Source organism: Ruegeria sp. AL3 (genome assembly GCF_056536065.1).
Genome location: NZ_JBQFJG010000002.1, coordinates 583,579 through 600,367 on the forward strand (window position 1 = coordinate 583,579; position 16,789 = coordinate 600,367).

At 57.4% G+C, this 16,789-nt stretch carries 16 protein-coding genes; 12 read left to right on the plus strand and 4 right to left on the minus strand.

Annotated elements, in window-relative coordinates:
* Nucleotides 1-4 precede the first annotated feature (4 nt).
* A complete protein-coding gene (locus tag ACR3E6_RS19125) occupies nucleotides 5-760 on the minus strand; it encodes a GntR family transcriptional regulator (RefSeq protein ID WP_171636418.1) in 756 nt (251 codons plus the stop codon).
* Nucleotides 747-1,634: a glucosamine kinase nucleotide-binding domain-containing protein gene (locus ACR3E6_RS19130; protein ID WP_480488788.1), complete on the minus strand. Its 888-nt coding sequence runs from the start codon at nucleotides 1,632-1,634 to the stop codon at nucleotides 747-749. The genes ACR3E6_RS19125 and ACR3E6_RS19130 overlap by 14 nt, the downstream gene beginning before the upstream one ends.
* Before the next feature lie 158 nt (nucleotides 1,635-1,792).
* Here ACR3E6_RS19130 and ACR3E6_RS19135 point away from each other — a divergent pair, with 158 nt between their 5' ends.
* From ACR3E6_RS19135 to ACR3E6_RS19160, 6 genes are all read left to right on the plus strand, one after another.
* Nucleotides 1,793-2,716: an N-acetylmuramic acid 6-phosphate etherase gene (locus tag ACR3E6_RS19135; protein ID WP_171636414.1), complete on the plus strand. Its 924-nt coding sequence runs from the start codon at nucleotides 1,793-1,795 to the stop codon at nucleotides 2,714-2,716.
* On the plus strand, nucleotides 2,713-3,963 hold the full coding sequence (locus ACR3E6_RS19140) for an ABC transporter substrate-binding protein (RefSeq protein WP_209835070.1): 1,251 nt from the start codon (nucleotides 2,713-2,715) through the stop codon (nucleotides 3,961-3,963). The genes ACR3E6_RS19135 and ACR3E6_RS19140 overlap by 4 nt, the downstream gene beginning before the upstream one ends.
* A 63-nt stretch (nucleotides 3,964-4,026) precedes the next feature.
* Entirely contained in the window at nucleotides 4,027-4,941 is a 915-nt protein-coding gene (locus tag ACR3E6_RS19145; RefSeq protein WP_171118044.1) for a carbohydrate ABC transporter permease, read from the plus strand.
* Nucleotides 4,942-4,951: 10 nt separating this feature from the next.
* A complete protein-coding gene (locus tag ACR3E6_RS19150) occupies nucleotides 4,952-5,791 on the plus strand; it encodes a carbohydrate ABC transporter permease (protein WP_171229417.1) in 840 nt (279 codons plus the stop codon).
* The gene (locus ACR3E6_RS19155; RefSeq protein ID WP_480488790.1) at nucleotides 5,788-6,822 is read left to right on the plus strand and encodes a Gfo/Idh/MocA family protein; all 1,035 of its coding nucleotides are present in this window, start codon (nucleotides 5,788-5,790) and stop codon (nucleotides 6,820-6,822) included. Before ACR3E6_RS19150 ends, ACR3E6_RS19155 begins: the two co-directional genes overlap by 4 nt.
* Complete coding sequence (locus ACR3E6_RS19160) at nucleotides 6,819-7,814, plus strand: ABC transporter ATP-binding protein (RefSeq protein ID WP_171636408.1); 996 nt, start codon at nucleotides 6,819-6,821, stop codon at nucleotides 7,812-7,814. Before ACR3E6_RS19155 ends, ACR3E6_RS19160 begins: the two co-directional genes overlap by 4 nt.
* A gap of 59 nt (nucleotides 7,815-7,873) precedes the next feature.
* Here the strand turns inward: ACR3E6_RS19160 and ACR3E6_RS19165 are convergent, their stop codons facing one another.
* Nucleotides 7,874-10,105 (minus strand): CHASE2 domain-containing protein, encoded by a 2,232-nt coding sequence (locus tag ACR3E6_RS19165; protein WP_480488792.1) that lies wholly within the window; start codon nucleotides 10,103-10,105, stop codon nucleotides 7,874-7,876.
* 57 nt (nucleotides 10,106-10,162) lie between these two features.
* On the minus strand, nucleotides 10,163-10,990 hold the full coding sequence (locus tag ACR3E6_RS19170) for a FecR family protein (protein WP_480488794.1): 828 nt from the start codon (nucleotides 10,988-10,990) through the stop codon (nucleotides 10,163-10,165).
* A 650-nt stretch (nucleotides 10,991-11,640) separates the two neighbouring features.
* Here ACR3E6_RS19170 and ACR3E6_RS19175 point away from each other — a divergent pair.
* The 6 genes from ACR3E6_RS19175 to ACR3E6_RS19200 all read left to right on the plus strand — a co-directional run bounded on the left by ACR3E6_RS19175 (nucleotide 11,641) and on the right by ACR3E6_RS19200 (nucleotide 16,737).
* Nucleotides 11,641-12,069, plus strand: a complete 429-nt coding sequence (locus tag ACR3E6_RS19175) for a hypothetical protein (RefSeq protein WP_171636406.1) — start codon at nucleotides 11,641-11,643, stop codon at nucleotides 12,067-12,069.
* Nucleotides 12,066-12,731, plus strand: a complete 666-nt coding sequence (locus tag ACR3E6_RS19180; protein WP_171636404.1) for a MotA/TolQ/ExbB proton channel family protein — start codon at nucleotides 12,066-12,068, stop codon at nucleotides 12,729-12,731. The genes ACR3E6_RS19175 and ACR3E6_RS19180 overlap by 4 nt, the downstream gene beginning before the upstream one ends.
* A gap of 25 nt (nucleotides 12,732-12,756) precedes the next feature.
* A complete protein-coding gene (locus ACR3E6_RS19185) occupies nucleotides 12,757-13,089 on the plus strand; it encodes an ExbD/TolR family protein (RefSeq protein ID WP_480488796.1) in 333 nt (110 codons plus the stop codon).
* Nucleotides 13,090-13,093: 4 nt separating this feature from the next.
* A complete protein-coding gene (locus tag ACR3E6_RS19190; RefSeq protein ID WP_152460515.1) occupies nucleotides 13,094-13,471 on the plus strand; it encodes an ExbD/TolR family protein in 378 nt (125 codons plus the stop codon).
* Nucleotides 13,468-14,616 (plus strand): energy transducer TonB family protein, encoded by a 1,149-nt coding sequence (locus ACR3E6_RS19195; RefSeq protein ID WP_171724571.1) that lies wholly within the window; start codon nucleotides 13,468-13,470, stop codon nucleotides 14,614-14,616. The genes ACR3E6_RS19190 and ACR3E6_RS19195 overlap by 4 nt, the downstream gene beginning before the upstream one ends.
* Nucleotides 14,617-14,850: 234 nt before the next feature.
* Nucleotides 14,851-16,737, plus strand: coding sequence for a DUF3604 domain-containing protein (locus ACR3E6_RS19200; protein ID WP_480488798.1), 1,887 nt, complete (start codon nucleotides 14,851-14,853; stop codon nucleotides 16,735-16,737).
* Nucleotides 16,738-16,789: the final 52 nt, after the last annotated feature.

The following is a 16,789-nucleotide window of genomic DNA, read 5'->3' on the forward strand; positions in this document are numbered from 1 at the left end:
GCTTTCAATTTGACAGGCGCAGTTCGGCCACAAAGTCATAGGCGTCACCGCGGTAGATCGAGCGGGTCAATTCAGCGACCCGCCCGCTTTGCAGATATGAGGTGCGTTGAATCCGAAGCCCGGCCGTACCTTCCGCAACATCCAGAAGCTCTGCCTCGGGCGGTTCGAGGTTGATGGCCGAGATTTTCTGGATCGCGCGCACCGGTCGCAGACCAGATTGTTCAAGAACAGAGTAAAGCGACCCCGTCACGTCGGTGGGGTTCGGCAGGATATCGAGCGGAAGGGCCGCTTTTTCCAACGCCATCGGGCGTCCTCCTGCCTCTCGCAGGCGGTAGATACGCGCGACCTGTTCATTTGCCGACAAGCCCAATGCCATCATTTCTTCCGGGGATGGCAGGAAAACCCCGCGCTCCAGCCATGTAGAGGTCGTCTTGAGCCCGCGCCGCTCCATGTCTTCGGTGAACGATGTCAGATGGGACAGCGATTGTTCAACCTTCGCTACGGGTTCGCGAACAAACGACCCAGACCCCTGTCTTTGCTCGATTGCACCTTTGCGCACCAGCTCATGAATGGCCTTGCGTACGGTCACACGGGACAGGTCGGTGATCTCGGCGATTTCTCTTTCAGGGGGCAGCGAACTGTTGGGAGGCAGGATGCCGTCCTTGATCCCTTGTTCAAGGCGTTGACGGAGCTGTACATAGCGCGGGCCCGAGCTGTGCCCCAACCATCCTTCGGGCCGCAGGAAATCAGCTATGTTCATGTTCGATTTCCTCCAGATACGCCTGTGCCAATGCAAGTGCGCCGGACAGTGGATCGCCTGCGGGCTGGACCAGAGCAGATTGCATGTTCGCAGGCAGGTAGGGCGCGTAAAGGGGGCCAATTCCGCCGGTCAGACAAACGGGCAGGCCAACGTTCCAGCCCATTTTCTTCATCACGTCGATCAGATAGCCCGCACCGTCCTGCAGGATGGATCTGGCCAAGTCGTCCCCGCGATTGGAAATCTCGGTCACAAGCGGGGCGAGGGCGCCAAAGTCCGATGGCGTCATGTCAGCGGCGGCCCGTACAATTCCTGCGGCATCGCCAAATCGAGACAGCAGATCCTGCGCCAATGCCGAAGGGCCGGTCGTGCCGTCCGTGTGCTCCAGCGTCTTGGCCAGCGCCCGTTTGCCAACCCATTGCGCGGAAGCCTGATCGCCCAGAACAGGGCCCCACCCGCCGGCAAACTTCATCGTGCCACCCCTTTGCATTGCGACAAAAGAACCGGTACCGCAATGTGCGACAAACCCGTCCATGGCCCCCAATGCGCCGCGCAAAGCTGCTGCGCGATCATCTTCGATCCGGACGTGCCGAAATGGCAATGCCGTCGCAAGTTTCCGGGCAATTGCGTCACCTGTTATCCCGGCCAGGCCCAGATAGGCGGGCGCTTGCGCAAGCTCCTCGGGCGAACGGCCCGCCTGAACGGCCAGAGCTTCCAGACCGCGCTGCAGCTCGATGCAGGCGGCCTCGAAATCCGTGGACACGTTTGCTGCGCCGACTTCGACTCTGTGTGTTTTGCCATCAACAAAAGCGGCGACGCGGCAACGCGTTCCGCCCCCGTCGGCGGCCAGGAACATGGGTTTTGATGACTTTGCCATATACATACCTTTATAATACCTTTAACGTGTTTTGAAGTCCTAATTGCGACCAAAGCGGCGAATTTCATGCTATATCGGCCAAAAATATGGAAAAAAATAAATGGTAGACTAATGGTATTTAAAAGGTATGATATCGAGAGTTCTTGGGGGAGAATCACTTGATTACGCCGGCGACAGAACAATTGCATCAGGATGCGCATGGGCTTGATACCCGTCCGCTGGCCGAAGTTGCCGGCCTGCTGGCGAGGTCGCAGGTGTCAGCGGCAACGGCAGTGCTTGATGCGCTTGGCCCGATTTGCAGCGGGGCGACGGCCATGGCCCAGACGATCCGGTCGGGCGGCAAGCTTCGATATCTTGCGGCGGGGTCTTCCGGCCTCATGGCGGCCTCGGACGCGCTTGAGCTTGGCGGAACCTTTTCCATCCCGTCGCAGCAGATCCGCATTCATATGGCGGGTGGAATGCCGATCACGGCAGACATGCCGGGGGATGTAGAGGACGCTGTTGATGGGCTGGCGCAAGAGGTGTCGGATATGGTTGCCAACGATACGCTCATCGCGGTCTCGGCCAGCGGCACCACGCCTTATACCGTCGCTGCCGCAAAATTGGCGCGCGACCGGGGGACGCCCGTGATCGGGATTGCAAACAACGCGGGTTCGCAATTGTTACAACTGGCGGACCATGCCGTTCTGCTTGCGACCCCTCCGGAATTGATCTCGGGATCAACCCGGATGGGGGCCGGCACTGCGCAGAAAATAGCTCTCAACACGTTGTCGACGCTGATGGCCATTGAGCTTGGGCATATTCAGGACGGCATGATGATCAATCTGCGGGCGGACAATGACAAATTGCGCGCACGCGCCAACGGAATCGTGTGCCAGCTTACCGGCGTATCACCGGAACGTGCTGATGATGCCCTGAGGGCCGCGGATGGGAACCTGAAATGCGCGGCACTTGTCGCCGCAGGTGCCGCATCGGCAGAGGATGCACAAAAGCGACTGGCTGAAACGAATGGCCATCTGCGTCATGCGATGAACCGGCTGAATGAAAATAACGAACATAGCAACCTGGGAGAAACCAAATGAAACGCAAAGTTCTGAGCCTAGCTCTGATGAGCACGGCGCTGGTCACAAGCGCCTATGCGCAAGACGCCACGCTGACAATCGAAAGCTGGCGCAACGACGACCTCGCTCTCTGGCAGGAAAAGATCATCCCTGCTTTCGAGGCGGCCAATCCAGGTATCAAAGTTGTTTTCTCGCCTTCAGCCCCGGCGGAGTACAATGCGGTTCTGAATTCGAAACTGGAAGCCGGATCCGCCGGTGATCTGATCACCTGCCGCCCGTTCGATGCTTCTCTGGCGCTGTACGAAGCGGGCCATCTGACCGACCTGTCCGATTTGGATGCGATGGACAATTTCTCGGACGTAGCCAAATCGGCGTGGCAGACAGACGATGGGTCGGCCAGTTTTTGTGTTCCGATGGCATCGGTGATCCACGGTTTTATCTACAACAAGGATGCGTTCAACGAACTGGGTCTGGAGGTTCCGACCACCGAGGCAGAATTCTTTGAGGTGTTGGACAAGATCAAGGAAGACGGCACCTATATTCCGATGGCAATGGGCACCAACGACCAGTGGGAAGCCGCAACGATGGGCTATAACAACATCGGCCCAAACTACTGGAAGGGCGAAGAAGGCCGTCTGGCCTTGATCAAGGGTGAACAGAAGCTGACCGACCCACAGTGGGTTGCACCTTTTGCGACACTGGCCAAGTGGGGCGCGTATCTGGGCGACGGATATGAGGCGCAGACCTATCCCGACAGCCAAAACCTGTTCACGCTGGGCCGCGCTGCGATCTATCCGGCAGGCAGCTGGGAAATCGCAGGTTTCAACACGCAGGCAGATTTTGAGATGGGCGCCTTCAAGCCGCCGGTCCAAAATGCCGGTGACACCTGCTATATCTCGGACCATACCGATATCGGCATCGGTCTGAACGCTGCCAGCGAAAACCAGGAGGCTGCCCGCACGTTCCTGGCCTGGGTCGCAAGCCCGGAATTCGCCAGCATTTTCGGCAATGCGGTTCCCGGTTTCTTCCCTCTGTCCAATACTCCGGTTGAACTGGAAGATCCCCTTGCCAAGGAAATCGTCGGATGGCGGGATGAGTGCGAGAGCACCATCCGTTCGACCTATCAGATCCTGTCACGTGGCACGCCCAACCTCGAAAACGAGACCTGGGGTGCGTCCGTTGCAGCCATCAAGGGCACCGAAAGCCCTGAGGCTTTGGGCAAGAAACTGCAAGACGGGCTGGCCAGCTGGTACGCACCGCATCAGTAAGACCTGAACCACTCTCACCGGACGCGGCCCGTCGCGTCCGGCACCTTTTCCCCGGAGATCCCCATGCAGACCCGCCGCATACGCTGGCACATCGCCGTTTTCCTTGCACCTGCGGTGCTGGTTTACACGGCGGTGATGATCCTGCCCTTGTTCAACACGCTCCGCCTTGCGCTGTTTACCGAAGTCGATCAGGCGCGTGTGTATGTGGGGTTGGAGAATTTCCGAACCTTGTTCCTTGATCCGCTCTGGTCCGAGCAATTCTGGAATGCGCTGGGCAACAACTTCTGGTTCTTCCTGATCCACATGCTGGTGCAGAACCCCATCGGCATCGCTTTGGCCGCGATCCTGTCACACCCGAGGCTGCGCTTTGCCGCACTGTACCGGTCGGCCATTTTCATTCCCACGATCCTGAGCTTCGTGATCGTGGGTTTTGCCTGGAAACTGATCCTGTCTCCGCTTTGGGGGATTGCGCCCTCGATGCTGGACGCGGTTGGCTTGAAATCCCTGTTCGCGCCTTGGCTGGGCAAGGAAGAATACGCGCTGACAACTCTGGCGCTTGTCTCGGTCTGGCAATTTGTCGGCATCCCGATGATGCTGATCTATGCGGCCCTTCTATCGATCCCCGAAGAAATTCTTGAAGCCGGAGAGATCGACGGGATCACCGGAGCTTCGGCTTTCTGGAAAATAAAACTGCCGCTGATCCTGCCTTCGATCGGGATCATCTCGATCCTCACATTCGTGGGCAATTTTAACGCGTTTGACCTGATCTATGTCTCTCAGGGCGCGCTGGCGGGGCCGGATTTTTCGACCGACATCCTGGGCACTTTCATGTACCGCACGTTCTTTGGTTTCCAGCTGCAACTGGGTGATCCGTATATGGGGTCCGCCATTGCCGGCGCCATGTTCGCCATCATCCTTGTGGGTGTTTGCATTTACCTTTTCGGCATCCAGACCCGGATGCGCCGGTATCAGCTGTGAGGGCTCTGCAATGAACAAGGCACGCTCCAATCCACTGAACACCGCCGCAATGCATGGTGCGCTGATCCTTTACACTCTGATCGCGCTGTTCCCGGTTTTCGTGATCATCATCAACAGCTTCAAAACGCGCCGGGCCATCTTTCGCGAGCCGCTTGCCTTGCCTGATGCCGAAAGCTTTTCCTTGATCGGCTACCAGACGGTGATGAAGCAGGGGGATTTCTTTCTCTACTTTCAGAACTCGCTGATCGTCACCGTTGTTTCACTGGCCTTTATCCTGCTGTTCGGCGCCATGGCCGCCTTTGCCCTCAGCGAATACCGGTTCAAGGGCAACATGTTGATGGGCCTGTATCTGGCGCTTGGGATCATGATCCCGATCCGCATCGGCACCGTGGCGATCCTGGAGATGATGGTCGCCACAGGGCTTGTGAACACGCTCTGGGCCCTGATCTTCGTCTACACGGCACAGGGTTTGCCGCTGGCGGTGTTCATCCTGTCCGAGTTCATGCGCCAGGTCAGTGATGACCTGAAGAATGCAGGGCGCATCGATGGGCTTTCGGAATACACGATCTTTTTCCGGTTGGTGCTGCCTCTGGTCCGGCCTGCCATGGCGACCGTCGCCGTGTTCAACATGATCCCGATCTGGAACGATCTCTGGTTCCCCTTGATCCTGGCACCCGCTGAAGAGACCAAAACCCTGACGTTGGGCAGCCAGGTCTTCATCGGCCAGTTTGTGACCGACTGGAACGCGGTTCTGTCCGCGCTCAGCATGGCGATCCTGCCAGTTCTGGTGCTCTACGTCATCTTCTCGCGCCAGCTGATCCGTGGTATCACCTCAGGAGCTGTCAAATGACCCGGGTTCTGATCGCTGGTCTTGGCAACATGGGCCTGAGCCATGCCTTGGCCCATCATCGCCACCCCGACGCACGGATCGTGGGGCTGGTCAACCGCACAGGTCATGTAGACCATCCCGAACTGTCAGGCTATCCGGCCTATTCGGATTTTCAGGCGGCACTGGCCGAGACAAACCCAGATCTGGTCGTCGTCGCAACCTATTCCGACAGCCACGCAGACTTCGCCTGCGCCGCAATGGAAGCAGGTGCGCATGTCTTTGTTGAAAAACCACTGGCCACGACAGTTGCGGACGCCAGACGCGTGGTCGCAAAAGCAGTGGAAACCGGCCGGAAACTGGTGATCGGATATATTCTGCGGCACCACCCGTCATGGATGCGACTGATCTCGGAGGCGCGCGATCTCGGCGGGCCGTATGTCTTCCGTCTGAACCTGAACCAGCAAAGCAGCGGGGTCGAATGGGAAACCCACAAGGCCTTGATGCAGACGACATCGCCTATCGTCGATTGCGGCGTGCATTACGTCGATGTGATGTGCCAGATCACCGATTCCGATCCCGTCCGCGTGCATGGCATGGGCCTGCGGCTGAGCGATGAGATTGCCGAAGACATGTATAACTACGGCCAATTTCAGGTGATCTTCGAAGACGGCTCGGTCGGCTGGTACGAGGCTGGCTGGGGCCCGATGATGTCCGAGACTGCCTTTTTCGTGAAAGATATCGTGTCCCCCAACGGATCGGTATCAATCGCCGATGGCAACAAGGGCGCATCCGCGGATATTGACGGCCACACCAAGGTTGGCGGTCTTCTGGTCCACCGCCCTGACGGCGACCGGACAATCGAAATGCCGGATGAGCCCGGCCATCAGGAACTCTGCGACGCTGAACAGGCCTATATGCTGCGCGCCATCGCCGAAGATTTCGATCTGACCCGCCACATGAACGACGCCGTGCAATCGCTGGCCATCTGCCTGGCCGCTGATGAAAGCATCCGTACTGGCCAACCCATTTCGCTGAAAGAGGCACGCACATGACCGCCCTGACGCTGCAAAACGTGAACAAATCCTTCGGCACCGTCGAGGTTCTGAAAGACATCAATATCGAGGTGGAAGACGGCGAATTCGTCGTCTTCGTCGGCCCCTCGGGGTGTGGCAAGTCCACCCTTTTGCGTGTCATCGCGGGGCTCGAGGATGTGACGTCGGGCGAAGTGCGCATCGGCGGAGAGCTCATGAACCTCACCCCGCCCTCGAAACGCGGTATCGCGATGGTGTTCCAGAGTTACGCTCTCTACCCCCACTTGAACGTGCGCAAGAACATGTCATTGGCGCTGAAACAGGAGGGCCAGAGCAGGCAGGTCATCGACGAGCGTGTCGAAAGGGCAAGCAAGATGCTGAACCTCGAACCTTACCTTGACCGGTATCCTTCCGAACTGTCCGGTGGACAGCGCCAGCGCGTCGCCATCGGTCGTGCCATCGTCCGGGAACCAAAGCTGTTCCTGTTCGACGAGCCTCTGTCCAATCTCGATGCGGCTCTGCGTATGAATACACGGTTGGAAATTGCGAACCTGCACCGGCAGCTTGACGCTTCGATGATCTATGTGACCCACGACCAGACCGAGGCAATGACTCTTGCCGATAAAATCGTCGTTCTGCGCGACGGGTGTGTGGAACAGGTCGGCAGCCCGATGGAGCTTTACAACAATCCCGCCAACCAGTTCGTGGCCGGTTTTCTTGGGGCGCCGTCGATGAATTTCTTTCCTGCCAGCATGATCGGCGAAAGCGCGGACATTACAACGGGTATCCGGCCGGAAGACCTGTTTTTGTCTGACGACGGTCCGGTGGTCGCAAACGTCACCCATGTCGAGCATTTGGGCGGTGACACCAACGTGATTGCCATGATGCAGGATCACCAGATCACCGCGCGCCTGTTCGGGCAGCATCAGGTTGAAGCCGGTCAGAGCATCCGATTTGGATATTCTCCGGGCAGGGTCTATCGCTTCGACGCACAGGGCGCGCGTCTCGCGTGACACTCACTGACGCAGGGCTCTGGGGGCCGAAGTCAGCCGACTTTTCCATGCAGCGCCGCCTAAACACCACCGGCTATTCTGGTGTTTCGGGTGAACATGACCGGCCCGGATGATGAGGCCGCGCGGAAATCAGCGGCGCGACCCGCCAAAGCGCGATAGAACTGGCGCAATCCGGGTTCGATATCTGCGGCAAGTTCTTCGCAATGCTGACACATGCGCACGATGTCGCCCTGAGGTTTTCGGGTTCTCAATGCTGCAATCAACTTACCGTGCCGTGCAACGAGTTCCTGGAACGCGTCGGTCCTCCGCAAAGCGGAATCTCCAACCAGAACAAAAACGGGCTCTGGGTTGGCTTTGCCTTTCAGGTCAACTTGGCCTGCCTGCAAAAATGCCAGGTCATCTCGCCCGGCTTGATACGCCGCGTCTGAAACGACAATGTCATACTCGACCGTTCGACAGCATTGTTCGATCCGTGCCGAAACATTCACGACGTCTCCAATAACCGTATAGTTGAACCGTTTTTGCGATCCGATGTTGCCGACGCAGGCCTGCCCCGTGGCGACTCCGGTTGCCAGCGCTATCGGCTTTCGGTTCCGCATGATCTCGGATGCATTGAACTGTGCCAAGGCACGCCGCATCCTGAGCGCGGCAAGCCCTGCGCGGCACGGGTGGTCCGCAACAGGTAAAGGCGCGTTCCAGAAGGCCATGATGGCGTCACCGATGAACTTGTCGATCGTACCACGCTCATGCAGGATCTGATCTCCGAGCTTAGAAAACAGCGCGTTCAGCAAGGATACAAGTTCCGTTGCCGACGCGGACTCGGACAGAGCGGTAAATCCCCGGATATCCGAAAACATCACGGTGATTTCCTGACTTTTTCCGCCCAATTGCAGCTGGTGGCCCGAATTCTCCATTTCATCAAGGATTTCCGGGGCCACGTAATGCGAAAAGACTTTTCGAATCTGGCGCTTTTCGCGCTCGGTCGAAACAAAAAGATACCCCGCCAGCAGACCGAAATTTGCGATGCCTCCAATCAGGGGGAAGGTGGCATCGAACAGGATGGATTGGTTTTGAAAAACCAGCCAACTGATGGCAAGAACGGCTGCGGCGGCTATGCCACCGGCGATGAAGGATGCGATGGCACCAAAGCTGGACATGACGGCAATCACCACAAGCCCCAGAAACGCAAAGGCAAGCAGTTCCTGTGCTGCGGTTATGTCAGACCGGCTGAGCATTTCCCCGGTCAGAGTCTGCTCGATCATTTGGGCATGAATTGAAACACCGGGGACGCTTTCGCCAAGTGCCGTCTGGTGAATATCGAACAAACCGGCAGCGGAGGTTCCGATCAGGATAATTCTTCCTTCGATTTCGGATCGCAGCCCGGGGTTATCGGAACCTTCCAGAACATCCTTGGCTGAAATGTAAAGGTCGGGGCTGTCCCGCCGGTACTTCAGCCAAAGCTCGCCATTCTCGGTTGTCGGCAAACGGTATCCGGCGATTTCGACGGCCAGCATGATGCCAGCCTCGTCAGGCGCGCCTTCCACAAAAATGCTGGTCTCACCCAGGGCGACCCTGAGGGCTTCGACGGCAAGGCTTGGCAGCGGACCGTCCGGACCGTTCCAAAGAACCGGTGCACGTCTTACGATGCCGGTCCCACCGATGGGCGAGACATTGACCCCGCCGACACCCGCCGCCGCCCGATCCAATGGTGGCGCGATCGGCGTCCAATGCGGAACCGAGATCAGCCCCTCGGCGGGGCTTTCCCCGAATTCAACGATTCCGGCCTTGGCCGCAATGGGTTCACCTTTGGCTGACAATCGCGCGGCAACGCCCAGCACCACGGGCCAGTAGGCCATTTCCATCCCAAGCAAGACATCGTTGTCCAGCTTTTCGGCATGGCGTTCCACAGTCAGTACGCCCGCCAGCGATGGATCATTGAGAAGGCGAGACGGCGAATACCGGTCAGGTTCGGCAAACAGCATGTCGAACGCAATCGTCGCGGCGCCGTAGTCACCCAGATTTTGAACCAACTGCGCAACCAAAGTGCGGGGCCAGGGCCATTGTCCAAAGCTGGCAAGCGAAGCTTCATCAATATCCACGACGCGCACGGGGAGTTCGGGATTGAACTCCCGCGGGGATAATCTTTGCAAAACGTCGAAATAGATCAGGCGCGTCATTCGAACCGGGTACGGATCCCACGCCCGGATGAAGCAACCCAAAAGGATCAGCCCCAGCCCCACGAGGCGGAAGGCCCATCGCCCGTTCCTGGATTTCCGCACCTTGTCGCTCACACCATCCTCCAGACAAATGGAACTGGAACTGCGTGTTAAACAGCAATTCCCGAGCAATTACGGATCAGTTTCTTCCCGCTCTGGTTCGTCCCGTTCGGGCTCCTCAGGTTCCGGTTCGTCCCGTTCGGGTTCCTCATGTTCAGGTTCTTCCCGTTCAGGTTCTTCCTGCTCCGGTTCTTCTCTGTCGGGCTCTTCCTGCTCTGGTTCTTCGCGTTCGGGTTCCGCAGGGTCCGGTTCTTCTCTTGCCGGTTCATTGTTCGCGGAAGGCGAAGGTCCAGTGACCGTATTCTGCGCTTCACGTTGCTGAGGAGGGTCTCTACGGGCTTCCGACCGGTCTGTCTCGATGCGCCGTATGGGCGCTCCATCACCTGAGCACCCTTCAACGCGTACCTGCAAAGGAGGCAGCAGCCCTTCCTGAGACTGAACGAATGGAAACCCGCTTTTCAGCGCTTGTTCGTATTGCGCCTGATCGGCAGGCCGTCCAACTCCTCCGTCTCCGCTTGTTGCGAACATGCTGCATTGACGCCCCGAAGACCTGCACGCGCCCTGACTGCCGCACATGCGGACCGTACCTTGCAGGACAAGCATCGCGCTTTGCTTTTCCGACACGATCCACATGTCGAAGGTGGTGCCGCGCACGGCCATTGTCGCCGACGGAGTCCTGATCGAGTATGCTTTCTTCCGGCTTTTTCCGGAAATAAACCGAAAACTGCCACCCAAGGCCTGAACGGCAAAGCTCTTGGCTTTGCGGTTACTTCGCAGCATGGACACATCCAGCACCATGCGTGCGTTGGGGCCGATGGCAATCTTGGTGTCATCCACAAAAACGATCTGGATTACGCCAGTCTGATCAGTGCTGAGCGCGTCGCCGGACGCAACCTCCATTCCTGAATAAATGGGTTGTGCTTTTCCCGCGCGAACGACTTGGGCGCCTTGTTTGACGCTAATAATTTTTCCGATGTTGGCGATGGTCTGCGACGGTATGGCCACGACAACGCAAAGAACCATTACAATCTTTAACAACGACAAACTCGAACCCCTTCCCCCAATGGGCTTGAAAGCACGGAAACCGCGCTGTGCTCGACGCTTGCCTCTCGAAAAGCATGTTATTATTCATATGCATTAAAAATGTAGACAAATATGCATTATTTTTCGCGCTTTTAGCAAGAATTAAGTGAAAACGACGTTCCAAATCCGCTTTGGGGGCGCTTCTGTGCAGCCTTAATCGGGCGCAGTTTCGAACCTTTTGTTGCGGCTTAAGCACCTGTTTGGAAAAAGTGCGACTTTTCAAATTAGATCCGACATCAACTTGCTGGGTGTCCAGATGCGCTGAGCAGCATTGTGTGCAGTTGAAATTCTGATTGCGCAGCGTATGTCTTGCCGTGAACGTACGTATATCAACACGCGCTGACGACCCTTTTACTTTGCCACCCTTCGCGGCTCTTTAATGTGACATGTCCCTCGGGTAGAAACGCAGATGGGCAAGCTGACGGTCGCTGCCCGATTGTTCCAGCGCTGCAACACGGAGTCTGTTCATGCTGTTTCGTCGCATTATGGTCGCGGCCATGTTTTCTGGCTGTTTGCTGTCCACAGCGCCTGCACAATCCGATTCTGCTGCACGGCTCTTTGTGGAGCTGAACTCGGCCGAGAATGTCGCCAACGCGTGCAGGTTGACGTTTCTGGTCAAGAATGAAACCGGGCAGCCGATCGACGGTGCCGTGTTCGAAACCGTCATTTTCGACACCGAAGGTGGTGTTTTGAACCTTTCACTTTTCGACTTTCGTGACTTGCCCGCCGACCGGCCCCGGGTGCGCCAGTTCGACCTTCCCAACAGAACATGTGACACAGTTGGACAAGCCTTGATCAACGGCGCGAACTCCTGCGTCGTGGATGGTTCCGAAAGTGACATATGCGACAGCACCCTCACGCTCAGCAGCAGGGTGGAAATGGAGTTGTTGGGATGAGTCCTGTAGCCGCACTACGTGAGATATTTGACCTCGGCGGGCCGGTGGTGGCGATATTGATCGCCATGTCGGTTTTGACGCTGGCCGTCACCCTCTACAAACTCTGGCAATTTGCAGCCTGCGGTGTCGGGCGGCACAAGGTGCTGTCTGAAGCTCTGGCAGCCTGGGACGCAGGAGATCACAGTGCCGCGCGCGCAAGGCTGGCGGACAGCAGCAGCTATCTTGCCCCTATTGTGGGCGCGGCGATGAACGCATCTGGTGTTCCGGGGGCCGATGACCGGCTGGATGCCGAAGCGGGTTTGGCGCTTGCCGGTCTGGAACGTGGTTTTCGTTTGCTGGACACCGTGGCGCAGCTGGCGCCTTTGCTGGGTCTTTTTGGTACGGTTCTGGGTATGATCAGTGCTTTCCAAAGCTTGCAAACCGCTGGATCATCGGTTGATCCGTCTCTTTTGGCCGGCGGGATCTGGGTGGCCCTGATCACCACGGCCGTTGGTCTGGCCGTTGCGATGCCAACGTCGATGGTTTTGTCCTGGCTTGAAAGCCGAACCGCACGCGAGCGTGTTTTTGCGGACAAGGCTTTGCGTACGGTTCTGGTTCCCGGTCATTCCATCCAAAGTACAGAGGCAGCGGCACAGGCCCCGGTCGCCCCAGAACATGCGTAACACTGCGCCTTTTGTGCGGCGGCGCATGTCGATGACACCCCTTATCGACGTGATCTTTCTGCTGTTGCTGTTTTTCATGCTGTCCTCAACGTTTTCGCGGTTCAGCGAGATCGAGTTGAGCAGCGCCGCCACAGGCGGGAATGCCGACGCAACGCCGCCCGAACGCCTTTTCGTGCAACTTGGCTCCACACGTGTTGTCCTGAACGGTCAACCCCTGTCGCTTGAGGAATTGTTCGATCAGGTCCAAGCCGGTCAGGTGTTGGTGAGCCTTGATCCGGAGACAACTGCGCAACGTCTTGTGGACCTGCTTGTCCCATTGCGTGGGCGCGAAGGTTTGACGGTCAGGGTGTTGGAGTGAGGCAATGATCCGTTACATCCGACCCGGTCGAAATCGTGATTCCACCATTCCGCTGATCAACGTCGTCTTTCTGATCCTGATCTTTTTTCTGATTACGGGTACGATTGCACCGCCATTGGATCCCGATCTGGATCTGGTGAATACAGCGGACCTTGACGGCCGCGAGCCGCCGGATGCGCTTGTTCTTCATCGGGACGGGACATTGAGCTTTCGCGGCAATCCGATCGAGGCGGAAGCTTTCATGGCCGCGCATGACTCGGGGCCTGTGCGGATCGTTCCGGACAGGAATGCGTCGGCCTCTCGATTGATGGAGATCACCAGCAGTTTGCGCCGGTTGGGTGCGCCAACCGTTTTTCTGGTGACCGAACAGGCCCTAGAATGATCAGGCGGTCCATTTCTGTTGCAATCATTGCAATTTCGATTTCCGTACTGGTGCATCTGATCGGCTTGATTGTCACGGTGCCAGAGTTGTCAGATCCGGCTTCCGGGGAACCCGGTACCGACACAATCGAACTCAGCAACGCGTTCGAAGAGTTGGCCGATACCAGGATCGAACCCGTACCGCCCGCGCCGGATGAACCGCCAACCCCTCCGGTGGAACCGCCAACCCAGCCGCAGGAGGCAGAAGTTCCGACAAGTGATGCCCGCGTGGCCTCGCCGAATCCGCAAGAGACGTTCACGCCCGATACCGGGAATTCAACGATTATCCAGCCGAGGGCGCCGGATGAGATTGTCGTGGACCCTATAGACCAGAACCTGGAGGACGAAGGCGAAGCCGCTGAAGCGGAAGGCGCTGCGTCGGCAAGGCCTGAAGCGTTGGCCGAAACACCCGAGGTGCCTAAGGAAGAGGCGGTTGCTCCGGTTGAGCCTTCTTCTGCCGAAGAACCGGTGTCCAAGGAACAACAACAGATCGCCGCGTTACCGGTCGAGGTGGCTCCGGTTGTTCCGGAAAACACGTCCCCACTTGAACCTGTGATACCGGAAGAAGCGTCAGAACCTCTGGATGAAGACGCCGAATTGACCGTACCCGATGCCAGCGTGGACGGATCCGAACAGGCCGTAGCCACGTCATTGCGGCCTCGCCTTCCAGACCGACGCCCGCAACCCACCCTGCGGGGTGCGTTGGATCCGTCAAGCAACTTTGACGCTCTGAGATTTCCGGAGCAGACGATTGAATCACCGCTGGCTACGTATCAAAGAGAGGGTGTCGACGCCTTCCGACAAAACCGGGGCGGCACACGTTCAGGCGGGCGGGGGCCGGGAAATTCAGACACCACGAACTATGCAGGTCAGGTTCTTGTTCATCTGAACAGGGCGCCAATCGTTTACGTTGCCGGTCGAGGTTATGCGCGGGTGTTTTTCCAGATTGACCCGGATGGTTCATTGGCCTGGGTTGATGTCGTCGAAAGCTCTGGCTCGCCGGAAATAGAGCGCGCAGCCAAAGAACAGGTTCGAACCGCCGCACCTTTCCCGCGCCCGCCGGGGGGCGTCAGCCGGAAGCTTTCATTTTACTATCAGATAAGATGATCCGACGGGTCTTGTCAGGTGAACACGATTAGCGATCACCCTAAGGGCTTTCGCCGAATTCCCTGATTGCGCGGGTTTGCAGCTCTGAGATTAAAATACCCTTTGGCCGATAGAATGTGATATAAGAAAATGGGAATATAATAATGGCGCGATGAAATTCGCCCTCATAGCTAAGTATTCCTGAACTGGGAGGTCACTTTGTTTCGGAAGTCTGCTTGCATAATCTCACTCATATTGGTCCCCGCTGTTGTTGGTGCCGACGCCGTACCCAGCGAAGATGCTGCCGAGGGATTGTTTTCTGATCAGCCCTATTCCCCTTACGCCCAACGCACATTTCCTGAACGTCCATTATGGGGGGACACTCACCTTCACACCGGGCTTTCGCTGGATGCGGGTGCTTTCGGGAACACCTTGCTGCCGGATGAGGCGTGGCGTTTCGCCAAGGGTGAGCAGGTCATTTCTTCAACGGGTCAGCCTGTAAGACTGTCACGACCATTGGATTGGATGGTTCTCACGGATCACACGGATCTGATGGGGTTCGCGCCGGATTTGCAGGCTGGCAAGCCGGGCGTTCTTTCTGATCCCAAAGGACTGGAGTGGTACAAGGGGTACAAGGCCGGCGGGGAAGAAGCCGGTAAAGCGGCTTTCGACATCATCACCAATTTTTCGCAAATGACACTGCCGGAAATCCTGTTGGAATCGTACAGCCCCGGTGCCGATGCATTTGCCTTTACCTGGGAAAGCATCGTTCTGGCGGCAGAGCGGCACAATGACCCCGGCACCTTTACCGCTTTCATCGGCTTTGAATGGACCTCGGTACCGAAAGGGTTCAACTTGCACCGTAATGTCATGCTGCGCGATGGCCCAATCAGGGCGCTTCAAATGGTGCCGCCGGTCACGCAACCGCCCTACGGTGATACGGATCCAAAGGCGCTTTATGCCTGGCTTGAAGAGTATCAGGAAAAAACGGGGGGGCGTGCAGTTGCCTTTGCCCATAACGGGAACCTGTCGAATGGGTGGATGTTCCCGACCGAAGACACCTATCACGGCGGCAAGGTTGACGAGGAATATGTCGCGGCCCGCGCAAAATGGGAGCCCCATTACGAAGTCACCCAGATCAAGGGTGACGGTGAAGCGCATCCTTTCCTGAGCCCGGATGATGAATTTGCCGATTACGAGAACTGGGACGTCGGCAATCTGGACATAACCGAGTTGAAAACCGATGACATGCTGGCCGGAGAATACGCCCGAGAGGCATTGAAACGCGGATTGATGCTGGAAGAAAAGTTTGGCGTGAACCCCTATAAATTCGGCATGGGGGGTGCGACGGACAGCCATACCTCTTTGGCCACGGCCGAAGAAGACAACTTCTTTGGAAAATCCGTCAGCGTCGAGCCCTCAGCCTCGCGTATCAAGCATCCGTTCATAGCCAATGACCTTGGTGAAATTCCCGGCGACCTGCTTGTCGCCTCCGGATACACGGCTGTCTGGGCTACTGAGAATACACGCGCGGCGATCTTTGACGCGTTCAAGCGCCGCGAAACCTATGCAACGACCGGGCCAAGGATCGGCCTGCGGTTCTTTGGCGGATGGGATTTCAGTGAAGCTGATGTTGAAACCCGTTTTCTGGCCAATGTTGGCTATACCAAAGGGGTGCCAATGGGTTCGGACCTGCGCCCGCGCGAGGGTGAGGCTGCGCCAAGCTTCCTGATCGCCGCTCTGCGCGACCCGGTTGGTGCCAATCTTGACCGTGTTCAAGTGATAAAGGGATGGCTCGATTCTGAAGGTGCCTTGCAGGAAAAGGTCTACGACGTCGCATGGTCGGATAACCGCGAGGTCGATCAAAACGGCAAAGTCCCTGCGGTTGGAAACACTGTGGACGTGGATACTGCCAGCTGGACCAACACAATCGGAACGGCCGAACTTGTCACCGTATGGTCAGACCCGGATTTCGATCCGAATGCGCGCGCATTTTACTACGTCCGCGCCATCGAAATTCCAACGCCGCGTTGGATCCTGTATGACAAGTTGAGATATGGTATCGAATTGCCCGAGGATGCAGTGCTTACGCATCAGGAACGCGCCTATTCGTCCCCGATCTGGTACACCCCGGCAGAGTGATCCGTTCTGCGATTGGAACACAAGCCGAGTTAATGACCTTACCTCGGTGCGT

Bases quoted from the DNA above. Each gene is read 5' to 3' on its own strand.
- ACR3E6_RS19160 (WP_171636408.1), top strand. From the start codon at position 6,819: ATGACCGCCCTGACGCTGCAAAACGTGAACAAATCCTTCGGCACCGTC.
- ACR3E6_RS19175 (WP_171636406.1), top strand. From the start codon at position 11,641: ATGCTGTTTCGTCGCATTATGGTCGCGGCCATGTTTTCTGGCTGTTTG.
- ACR3E6_RS19145 (WP_171118044.1), top strand. From the start codon at position 4,027: ATGCAGACCCGCCGCATACGCTGGCACATCGCCGTTTTCCTTGCACCT.
- ACR3E6_RS19130 (WP_480488788.1), bottom strand. From the start codon at position 1,634: ATGGCAAAGTCATCAAAACCCATGTTCCTGGCCGCCGACGGGGGCGGA.
- ACR3E6_RS19180 (WP_171636404.1), top strand. From the start codon at position 12,066: ATGAGTCCTGTAGCCGCACTACGTGAGATATTTGACCTCGGCGGGCCG.
- ACR3E6_RS19150 (WP_171229417.1), top strand. From the start codon at position 4,952: ATGAACAAGGCACGCTCCAATCCACTGAACACCGCCGCAATGCATGGT.
- ACR3E6_RS19170 (WP_480488794.1), bottom strand. From the start codon at position 10,990: ATGGAGGTTGCGTCCGGCGACGCGCTCAGCACTGATCAGACTGGCGTA.
- ACR3E6_RS19195 (WP_171724571.1), top strand. From the start codon at position 13,468: ATGATCAGGCGGTCCATTTCTGTTGCAATCATTGCAATTTCGATTTCC.
- ACR3E6_RS19125 (WP_171636418.1), bottom strand. From the start codon at position 760: ATGAACATAGCTGATTTCCTGCGGCCCGAAGGATGGTTGGGGCACAGC.
- ACR3E6_RS19155 (WP_480488790.1), top strand. From the start codon at position 5,788: ATGACCCGGGTTCTGATCGCTGGTCTTGGCAACATGGGCCTGAGCCAT.
- ACR3E6_RS19185 (WP_480488796.1), top strand. From the start codon at position 12,757: ATGTCGATGACACCCCTTATCGACGTGATCTTTCTGCTGTTGCTGTTT.
- ACR3E6_RS19140 (WP_209835070.1), top strand. From the start codon at position 2,713: ATGAAACGCAAAGTTCTGAGCCTAGCTCTGATGAGCACGGCGCTGGTC.
- ACR3E6_RS19190 (WP_152460515.1), top strand. From the start codon at position 13,094: ATGATCCGTTACATCCGACCCGGTCGAAATCGTGATTCCACCATTCCG.